We start from the raw sequence: 211 nt of genomic DNA, 5'->3' as shown, positions 1-211 counted from the left end.
GGCCGGCGCCAACCGGATGCTGTTCGACTGCTTCGACGTGGACAGCAAGGCTGCGCGGCGTAGCGTGGCGATCCTTTCCAGCTGCCTGCGCATCGAGTGCTGGGGGCGCGATGTGGTGCTGCGGGCGTTGAACTCCAACGGACGTGCCTTGCTGGCGCCATTGAGCGAGGCCTGTCCGGCCCAGGTCACCTGCTTGCGTGACGGCGACACC

Annotated in this window: 1 pseudogene; it reads left to right on the top strand. The window is 67.8% G+C overall.

Going from position 1 to position 211, the window contains the following annotated elements:
* Positions 1–211 (top strand): annotated as a pseudogene (locus tag K5E40_RS34780) (anthranilate synthase component 1); the annotation flags it as partial.

Origin of the sequence: Pseudomonas baetica (genome assembly GCF_019733355.1) — a bacterium.
In the GTDB taxonomy this organism is placed as follows: domain Bacteria; phylum Pseudomonadota; class Gammaproteobacteria; order Pseudomonadales; family Pseudomonadaceae; genus Aquipseudomonas; species Aquipseudomonas baetica_A.
Note: the sequence above shows the minus strand (reverse complement) of the source record. Positions and strands in the feature narration are given on the sequence as shown.